An 8,102-nucleotide genomic window follows, 5' to 3' on the forward strand; every position below is an offset into this window, starting at 1 on the left:
TCGCGGGGTGGGCCGGGCGGGGTGGGACCGGGAGCCTCGCGGGGTGGGCCGGGCGGGGCGGGCGGGGGGGGCGGGGCGGGGTGGGACCGGGAGCCTCGCGGGGTGGGCCGGGCGGGGCGGGCGGGGGGGGCGGGGCGGGGTGGGGCCGGGCGGCTCAGAGGGCCGCGGGGGCCTCCTCGACACCGCGCATGTAGGTGTTGGTGTCGCGGTGCCACAGGGCCACGAGCAGACCGATGTCGAGGGCCAGGGCGAGGTAGGAGATGGCCACGAAGACGGCGGGCGGGTCGATCCGGATGCCACCGATGGTGGCCACCGCGATCATCACGACCAGCACGGTCAGGCTGACCCGCGCCCAGTTGTGGGAGTCGCGCAGGAAGACGACGAGCACGGCGATGAGCATGGCGAGCACCACGAAGAGCACGGCGGCCACGGGGAAGAACTGCGGGATCACGATCGGCTCGTTGGACTTGAGGTAGTCCAGGCCCCGGGTCTCCAGGATCTCCCGCGCCGAGCGGTGCCCCTCGGCCCAGTTCAGGATCAGCGTGTCGCGCATGAGGGCGGTGAGCGCGACGGTGACGGCACCCACGGCCACCAGCAGCCCGAGCAGCGCCATCGCCACCGTCAACGACCTGGGCTGCTGCCGCATCATGCTGTGTTCCTCCGTCTCGAGCCGTCCTGTCCGGGCCATGGTCCCAGACGAGGTGGAGGACGTCCCGCACCACCACGCGGGGCGGGCGCCGCGGGGGCGACGCGCACCACACCGCTCCCTGCGCGCGGCGCGCCGCCGGCACGACCCGCCCCGACCGGGCGACCGCACCACGGCTGTCGGCGTCACCGCCTAGGGTCGCACCATGAGCGAGGAGCACCCCGGCATCGCCCGCTTCCGGGCGGCCCACCGCGAGCGGGGCGGCACGGGCGAGGTCGTCGTGCTGCCCGACGCCGTCCACACCGCGGCCATGGCCGCCGAGGCGCTGGGCTGCGAGGTGGGCGCCATCGCCAACAGCCTGCTCTTCGACGCCGGCGGCTCCCCGGTGCTGGTGCTCACCTCGGGGGCGCACCGCGTCGACACCGCCCACGTCGCCGCCGTCGTGGGCGTCGCCGCCGTCGTGGGCGTCGCCGCCCTGCGCCGGGCCACCCCGGAGTTCGTGCGGGCCCACACCGGCCAGGTGATCGGCGGGGTCTCCCCGGTCGGGCACCCCGCGCCGGTGCCGACGTACGTCGACTCCTGGCTGCGCCGCCACCCGGTGGTGTGGGCGGCCGCCGGCCACCCCGCGGCGGTCTTCAGCACCACCCACGACGAGCTGCTGCGCCTCACCGGCGGCACCCCGGTCGAGGTCGAGCCGGCGCCGTGACCTCTCCCGACCCGTCCCCGGGGTCGTCGAGCACCGCCCCGACCGCCCCGGGCTCCACGACCTCCGACGCCGCCGCCACCGCCACCGCCACCGCCACCGACGCCGACGCCGACGCCGACGCGACCACCGTGCCCCGTGTGACCGAGCTCTGGGTCGCGCCGGAGCGGCACGCGCCGATGGAGCCCCGCCGGCGCGTCGAGGTCGAGGCGGGCGCAGGCGTGGTCGGCGACCGCTGGCACGGCACCCGTCACCGCCACGTCACCCTCCAGTCCGCCGACGCCCTGCTCGAGGCCGCCGAGGCCCTGGGCGCCCCGGTGCCGGCCTCGGCGACGCGGCGCACCGTCACCGTGAGCCACGGCGTGGTGCCGACCGACCCGGGTGCGCGCCTCAGGGTGGGCGGGGTCGAGCTGGAGGTGGTGCGGGTGGCGGCCCCGTGCGCCCTGATGGAGCGCAGCATGGGCCCGGGCGGTGCCGCGGCGCTGCGTCGCCGGGGCGGGTCGGTGCTGCGGGCGCTGTCCTCGGGTCCCATCGCGGTCGGCGACCCGGTGGAGGGTCTCCTCACGGCACCGACGCCCTCCCGCGGCGCGGGTCCTGCGCGCCGGCCCGACCCCTCGACGCCCTAGGCTCCGGGCATGTCGCGGGTGGTGGTGGTCGGTGGGGGCTTCGGCGGGATGGCCGCCGCCGTCCGGCTGGCCAAGCTGGGCCACGAGGTGCGGCTCCTCGAGCGCTCGACCGCCCTCGGCGGCGCCCTCGCAGCACGCGAGCAGGACGGCTTCACCTGGGACGCCGGGCCCTCCTCCACCCTCGTGCCGGCGGTGCTGCGCGACCTCTTCCGCAAGTCGGGCCGTCCGCTGGAGCGCGAGCTCGACCTGGAGCCGCTCGACCTCGTGCGCGAGCACCGCTTCGAGGACCGCACCGTGCTGCGGCTCCCCGCCACCCGCGCGCCCCAGGTCGCGGCCTTCGATGCGCTCTCCCCCGGGCTGGGTCGGCAGTGGGCCGACTGGACGGCGTCGTTCACCGACGACTGGGAGGTGCTGCGCCGCGGCTACCTCGAGGTGCCCTGGCAGCGCGAGGCCCTGCCCCGCGAGGTCGCCGCACGGCTCGACTCCCGCGAGACCCTCCACAAGCGCCTGCGCCGCACCTTCCGCGACGAGCGGCTGCGCCTGGTCGCGGGCCACCCCTTCACGGCCGACGGGCACGACCTGCGCAACGTGCCGGCCTGGGCCGGGCTGGTGTCCTACCTCGAGCAGCGCTTCGGCGCCTGGACCGTGCCCGGCGGCCTGCACCAGGTCACGACGGCGCTGACCGCGCGGCTGGCCACCCGTCGGGTCGAGGTCGACCTGGGCTGCGAGGTGCGCGACGTGGTGGTGCGCGGGGGCCGCGCCGTCGCGGTCCGCACCGACCAGGGCGAGGTCGACGCCGACGTCGTCGTGCTCGCCGTCGACCCACGGCGCATGCCCGCCCTCGCCCGGCTGGTCGAGCGCACCATGCCGGCCATCCCCCCGACCGTGTGCCACGTCGGCCTGCGGGCCGCGACGGACTTGCCCGACCTCCCGCACGAGGTCGTGCTCCACGGAGACCCCGTGATCGTGGTCAGGCCGGGAGGCACGGCGCCGGACGGTGGCGCCGCCTGGACGATCCACGGTCGCGGCCGGCTCGCCGAGGACGTGCTCGTCGCGCTGGCGCGGGCCGGCATCGACGTCCGGCCCCACGTCGTCACGCGGATCGACCTCACACCCCGCGAGCTGGTGCAGGAGTGGGGCGGCTCGCCGCTCGGCGTGCTCTGGCAGGGCCGCTCGACCGTACGCCGCCGTCTGGGCCCCGACACCCCCGTCGCCGGGCTCGTCACCGCGGGCGCCCACGCCACACCGGGCGCGGGGCTGCCCTTCGTGGGACTCTCGGCGGCGCTGGTGGCCCAGGTGGTCGGGCCCGCCGACGGGGTCAGGGTCAGACGCTGACGTCGAGCTTCTCGAAGATCTCCAGCGTGGCCCGCGAGCGGTTCAGCGTGTAGAAGTGCAGCCCCGGCGCGCCGCCCTCGAGCAGCTCCTCGCACAGCTCGGCCGCGGCGGCGATGCCCTCGGCGCGCATCGAGACCGCGTCACCGTCGTGGGCGGCGATGCGGGCCACGACCTCTTCGGGCACCTCGGTGCCGATGAGCTCGCCCTGGCGACGGATGGCCTTGAGGTTCAGGATCGGCATGATGCCGGGCAGGATCGGCAGGTCGACGCCGCGGTCGCGGACCCGCTCCACCAGCGCGAAGTAGTCGGCGGCACGGAAGAACATCTGCGTGACCGCGAACTCCGCGCCCGCCCGGGCCTTCGCGACGAGCACGTCGGCGTCGTGGTCGAGCGACTCCGCCGAGGGGTGGCCCTCGGGGAAGGCCGCCACGCCGACGCGGAAGTCGCCGCGCGCGCGGGCCAGCTCCACCAGCTCCGTGGCGTAGGTCAGGCCGCCCTCGGTCGGGGTCCACGGCGCCCGGGGCCCGTCGCTGGGGTCGCCGCGCAGGGCCATGACGTGGTGCACGCCGGCCGCGGCGTACTCGTCGAGGATCGACTCGAGCTCGCCGCGGGTGTGCCCGACGCAGGTGAGGTGGGCCATGGGCAGCAGGGAGGTCTCGCGCGCGATGCGGCCGGTGATGCGCACCGTGGAGTCACGGGTGCCCCCGCCGGCGCCGTATGTCACCGAGACGAAGGTGGGACGGTAGGCCTCGAGGGTCGCCACCGCCTGCCACAGCTGCTCCTCGCCGGCGGCGTCCTTGGGCGGGAAGAACTCGAAGGAGAACGACCGCTCGCCCCGCTGGATGAGGTCTGCGAGGGAGCGTCCACGGCCGTCGGTCATGCCGCCCAGTCTAGGTTCGCCCCGTCTGCGGACCCGGCGCTGTCCACCTCCACGGGACCAGGACAGGCGGCGGACGGGCGGCGGACGGCCGCCCGACGGGCCGGTGGAGGGCCCCGTCGGACCCCCTGCGGCCCCCGCGCCGGGCCGGCGCGCGCGACCTGGACCCACCGCCTAGGGTCGTGGCGTGAGCGCGCGCGAGGCCAGCCCGACCGACGACCGACCCGACCAGCGACCCGACCAGGGACCCGACCGGCTCCCCGACCAGGCCGACGACGGGTCGACGGACGGTGCCGAGGCAGCGCTGGAGAGCGCACCGTGGGACGGCAGCGGCTTCCGGGCCCGTGTGCAGGCTGCGCTCGACGCCCACGTCGAGGAGCAGGTGACCCGCCTCGCACCCGTCGGACCCGACGCCACCCGGCTGCTCGACGAGGCCCGCGCCCTCGTCGCCGGCGGCAAGCGGCTGCGCGCGGCCTTCTGCTGGTGGGGCTTCCGCGCCCTCGAGCCCGACCCCTCGCCCGAGACCGAGCGGGCCGTGCTGCGGGCCTGCGCCGCGCTGGAGCTCCTGCACGCCAGCGCCCTGGTCCACGACGACCTCATGGACGCCTCCGACACCCGTCGCGGGCGCCCGGCCACGCACCGCGCCTTCGAGGCCGAGCACCGCCGCGCCGGCTGGACCGGCGACCCCGAGCAGTACGGCGCCGCCGCCGCGATCCTGCTCGGCGACCTGCTGCTCACCTGGGCCGACGAGCTGCTGCGCCGCTGCGGCCTGCCGCTGGAGCGCGTCGTGCCGGCCCTCGAGGTCTTCGACCTGTGCCGCTCCGAGGTCATCGCGGGGCAGTTCCTCGACGTCTCGGTGCAGGCCCGCGGGCGCGCCGACGTCGACGCGGCCATGACCGTGCTGCGCTACAAGTCGGCCAAGTACTCCATCGAGCGGCCGCTGCACGTCGGGGCCGCGCTGGCCGGCGCCGGCCCCGAGGAGCTGGCGGCGCTCACGGCGTACGGGCTGCCGCTGGGCGAGGCCTTCCAGCTGCGCGACGACCTGCTCGGGGTCTTCGGCGACCCCGCCACCACCGGCAAGCCCGCCGGCGACGACCTCGTCGAGGGCAAGCGCACCGTGCTCGTGGCCCTGGCCCTCGACGCCGCCGCGCCCGAGGAGGCCGCGCTGCTCGACCGCTCGCTGGGCCGTCCGCTCGACGCGGCGGCCGTCGAGCGGCTGCGCGAGGTCATCACCGACTCCGGCGCGCACGACCAGGTCGAGGAGGTCATCGGCCACCTGACCGAGCGTGCGACCGGCGCGTTGGCCGCCTCCGGGCTCGACCCGCGCGCCCAGGAGGTGCTCCGCGACCTCGCGGTGGCCGCGACCCAGCGGCGCACCTGAGGCCGACCGCACCTGCTGCGCGGCCCGGCGGCGCGTCCTACTGACCGTTGCGCCCACTGCCTGACCGTCGTGACGGTCGGGTAGTCGTCCCAACGGTCAGTAGGACGCGGCCGCCGGCAGGACCGGCGGCGGCTCAGGTGCGGATCCGGGCCAGCGACTCGAAGCCGTCGGGGGTCCAGTACTCCTCGCCGCCCTCGCCGACGACGATGCGGCGCGGGCTGGCCCCGTCGGCCGTCCCGTCGGCGGCGTCGGCCGTGACCTCAGGCGAGTCGGCGGGCAGCGGCACGGCGTACTCGGAGTAGTAGCCCTCGACCTCGAGCGGCAGCAGGCCCTCGAGGTTGCGGTAGGTGCGACCGTCGCCGGGCGTGGGGTAGGGCCCACCGGCGTCGATGAGCCGCAGGGTGTCGATGGCCTCGTCCGGGAGCCGGTCGAGGTCGACGTAGGGCAGACCGCTGGCGGGGTCGGTGGTCTCGGGACCCGCGCCGGTGGAGGTGCCGGGGTCGCGACCGGCCAGCAGCCAGATGCCGACGGCGAGCGCCACGACGGCCACCATCGCCGCCAGGCCCGTGGGGTGGGGCCGGCGGTGCTCCTCGACCTTCGGGATGCGGTAGACCACGGCGGCGGTCGACCGGCCCTAGAAGGCCATCGCCTGCGCGCGCCGCTTGACCTCGGAGCCGCGGTTCTCACGCAGCGCGTCGATCGGGCGGCCGGGCAGGTCGGCGTCGAGGAAGAGCCAGGCGATGATCTCGCGGTCGTCGTAGCCACCGTCGTGGAGCACGGTGAGCAGGCCGGGCACGCCCTTGACGGGGAAGCCGTCCTGCACGAGGTCGGCCGGCACCTGCTGGCCCGCGCCGGGGTAGGGCACCGCGGCGGCCAGCTCGTGGTCGCGGATCATCGTGCGCACCTTGGCCACCGTGACGCCCAGCTCGCGGGCGGCGGTCGCCCAGTCCCACCACGTGGGCACCAGCACCGACAGGTCGTGGTCGGCCAGCCTCAGCTCGCCCGGGGTCGGGCCCGCACTCTCGCTCATGGCCACCATGGTTCCACCTGGGTCCTGGGGAGGCGAAACGCCGTGCGCCGCCGCGCCACGACCGGGCCGGAACCGACGCCCGCGCCACGCCGCACCGGGCGCGCACCCGGGCCCCCGGCGGGGCAGACCGTACGATGAGGAGCCCGGATCCTTCCCCGTCCGGACCGCAGGAGGGTCGCCTGTGCCGACACGACGGCAGCCGCAGCACGACGCCGCGCCCGTGCCCACGGGCTCGACGGCGTCGACGGGCGACCCCATGGGCGGCCGTGTCCTCGACGGTCGCTACCGCATCGGCGCCCGGATCGCGCGGGGCGGCATGGCCAGCGTCTACGAGGCGCTCGACCTGCGCCTGGACCGCACGGTGGCGATCAAGATCATGCACGCCGGGCTGGGCGACGACGAGGAGTTCGCCGCCCGCTTCGTGCGCGAGGCGCGGGCCGCGGCCCGGCTCTCGCACCCCCACGTGGTGGCCGTGCACGACCAGGGCGACGACGACGGCGTGGTCTTCCTGGCCATGGAGCTGGTGGCCGGCCACACCCTGCGCGACACCGTCGCCAAGGAGAGCCCGATGCCGCCGGGGCGCGCGCTGGCGCTGCTGGAGCCGGTGGTCTCGGCCCTCGCCGCGGCCCACCGCGCCGGGATCATCCACCGCGACGTCAAGCCGGAGAACGTCCTCATCGCCGAGGACCCCCACACCGGCGCCGAGGTCGTCAAGGTCGCCGACTTCGGCCTGGCCCGCGCGGTCAGCGCCGACACCCAGCACACCGCCACCGGCGGGGTGCTCATCGGCACGGTGTCCTACCTCGCCCCCGAGCTGGTGGTCGACGGCCGCTCCGACACGCGCGCCGACGTCTACGCCGTGGGCGTCGTGCTCCACGAGCTGCTCACCGGTCGCAAGCCCCACGAGGGCGAGACCCCGATCCAGGTGGCCTACAAGCACGTCCACGCCGACGTGCCCGCCCCCTCGCGCCAGGTGCCGGGCATCCCGCCGTACGTCGACGCGCTGGTCGCCCGCGCCACGGCGCGCGACCGCAGCCAGCGACCGGCCGACGCGGGCGTCCTGCTGCACCAGCTGCACCGCGTGCAGCACGCGCTGGCCGCCGGTGTCGCCGACGACGCCGACCTGACCGAGGACCTCTCCCCCGTGCGGCCCGCCCCCGGCGTCGCGTCGGCCGCCGTCGCCGCACCCGGCGACACGGCTCCCGAGGTGTGGGACCCCGAGGAGATCGAGGCCCTGCTCGGGCCCGACCGCTCGCGCCCCGTGCCCGAGCCCACCTCCTGGCTGCCCCGGCAGGGCGAGGGCGACGACGCGGAGGCCCCGCGACCGGCCGGTCCGGTGCGTCTCACCGGCCCGACAGCCCTGGCCCTGGCCGCCCACGACGCGGGCGCCGCTCCCACCGCCTCCCCCGACACGGTGGCCGTGCCGGTGCTCGACCGCGACGCACCGGCGGGCGGCACGGGCGGCCCGGGCGGCACCGTCGGCACCCCCGGGCACCCCGGCGGA

The 8,102-nt window shown here is 76.7% G+C and carries 9 protein-coding genes; 5 read left to right on the top strand and 4 right to left on the bottom strand.

Going from position 1 to position 8,102, the window contains the following annotated elements:
* Window positions 1-154: 154 nt before the first annotated feature.
* On the bottom strand, window positions 155-649 hold the full coding sequence (locus LPA27_RS18750) for a hypothetical protein (protein ID WP_156697700.1): 495 nt from the start codon (window positions 647-649) through the stop codon (window positions 155-157).
* A gap of 202 nt (window positions 650-851) precedes the next feature.
* Between LPA27_RS18750 and LPA27_RS18755 the strand changes: the two genes are divergently transcribed.
* From LPA27_RS18755 to LPA27_RS18765, 3 genes are read left to right on the top strand one after another with little or no spacing between them, the layout of a single operon-like run.
* Window positions 852-1,352 (top strand): YbaK/EbsC family protein, encoded by a 501-nt coding sequence (locus LPA27_RS18755; protein ID WP_228943482.1) that lies wholly within the window; start codon window positions 852-854, stop codon window positions 1,350-1,352.
* Complete coding sequence (locus LPA27_RS18760) at window positions 1,349-1,975, top strand: MOSC domain-containing protein (RefSeq protein ID WP_228943484.1); 627 nt, start codon at window positions 1,349-1,351, stop codon at window positions 1,973-1,975. Before LPA27_RS18755 ends, LPA27_RS18760 begins: the two co-directional genes overlap by 4 nt.
* Before the next feature lie 9 nt (window positions 1,976-1,984).
* Window positions 1,985-3,310: a phytoene desaturase family protein gene (locus tag LPA27_RS18765; protein WP_228943486.1), complete on the top strand. Its 1,326-nt coding sequence runs from the start codon at window positions 1,985-1,987 to the stop codon at window positions 3,308-3,310.
* On the opposite strand, the gene metF is transcribed toward LPA27_RS18765, so the two are convergent.
* Window positions 3,300-4,190 carry a methylenetetrahydrofolate reductase [NAD(P)H] gene (metF, locus tag LPA27_RS18770; protein WP_056904531.1) on the bottom strand — a complete coding sequence of 297 codons (891 nt, stop codon included), beginning with the start codon at window positions 4,188-4,190 and terminating at the stop codon, window positions 3,300-3,302. The two genes, LPA27_RS18765 and metF, sit on opposite strands and share 11 nt — an antisense overlap.
* Before the next feature lie 184 nt (window positions 4,191-4,374).
* On the opposite strand from metF, the gene LPA27_RS18775 reads away from it, so the two are divergent.
* Complete coding sequence (locus LPA27_RS18775; protein ID WP_228943487.1) at window positions 4,375-5,568, top strand: polyprenyl synthetase family protein; 1,194 nt, start codon at window positions 4,375-4,377, stop codon at window positions 5,566-5,568.
* 133 nt (window positions 5,569-5,701) lie between these two features.
* Here the strand turns inward: LPA27_RS18775 and LPA27_RS18780 are convergent, their stop codons facing one another.
* Window positions 5,702-6,184, bottom strand: a complete 483-nt coding sequence (locus LPA27_RS18780; RefSeq protein WP_056862489.1) for a ribonuclease domain-containing protein — start codon at window positions 6,182-6,184, stop codon at window positions 5,702-5,704.
* Between the two features lie 18 nt (window positions 6,185-6,202).
* Window positions 6,203-6,598 (bottom strand): Rv2175c family DNA-binding protein, encoded by a 396-nt coding sequence (locus tag LPA27_RS18785; protein ID WP_162242256.1) that lies wholly within the window; start codon window positions 6,596-6,598, stop codon window positions 6,203-6,205.
* A gap of 181 nt (window positions 6,599-6,779) precedes the next feature.
* Between LPA27_RS18785 and LPA27_RS18790 the strand changes: the two genes are divergently transcribed.
* The coding region (locus LPA27_RS18790; protein WP_228943489.1) for a protein kinase domain-containing protein at window positions 6,780-8,102 on the top strand (1,323 nt) is incomplete at its 3' end.

The organism is Nocardioides sp. Leaf374 (genome assembly GCF_916862475.1).
In the GTDB taxonomy this organism is placed as follows: domain Bacteria; phylum Actinomycetota; class Actinomycetes; order Propionibacteriales; family Nocardioidaceae; genus Nocardioides; species Nocardioides kribbensis.

Excerpts from the sequence above, each read along its gene's own strand:
- LPA27_RS18750 (WP_156697700.1), bottom strand. The coding sequence starts at position 649 with ATGATGCGGCAGCAGCCCAGGTCGTTGACGGTGGCGATGGCGCTGCTC.
- LPA27_RS18755 (WP_228943482.1), top strand. The coding sequence starts at position 852 with ATGAGCGAGGAGCACCCCGGCATCGCCCGCTTCCGGGCGGCCCACCGC.
- LPA27_RS18765 (WP_228943486.1), top strand. The coding sequence starts at position 1,985 with ATGTCGCGGGTGGTGGTGGTCGGTGGGGGCTTCGGCGGGATGGCCGCC.
- metF (WP_056904531.1), bottom strand. The coding sequence starts at position 4,190 with ATGACCGACGGCCGTGGACGCTCCCTCGCAGACCTCATCCAGCGGGGC.
- LPA27_RS18785 (WP_162242256.1), bottom strand. The coding sequence starts at position 6,598 with ATGAGCGAGAGTGCGGGCCCGACCCCGGGCGAGCTGAGGCTGGCCGAC.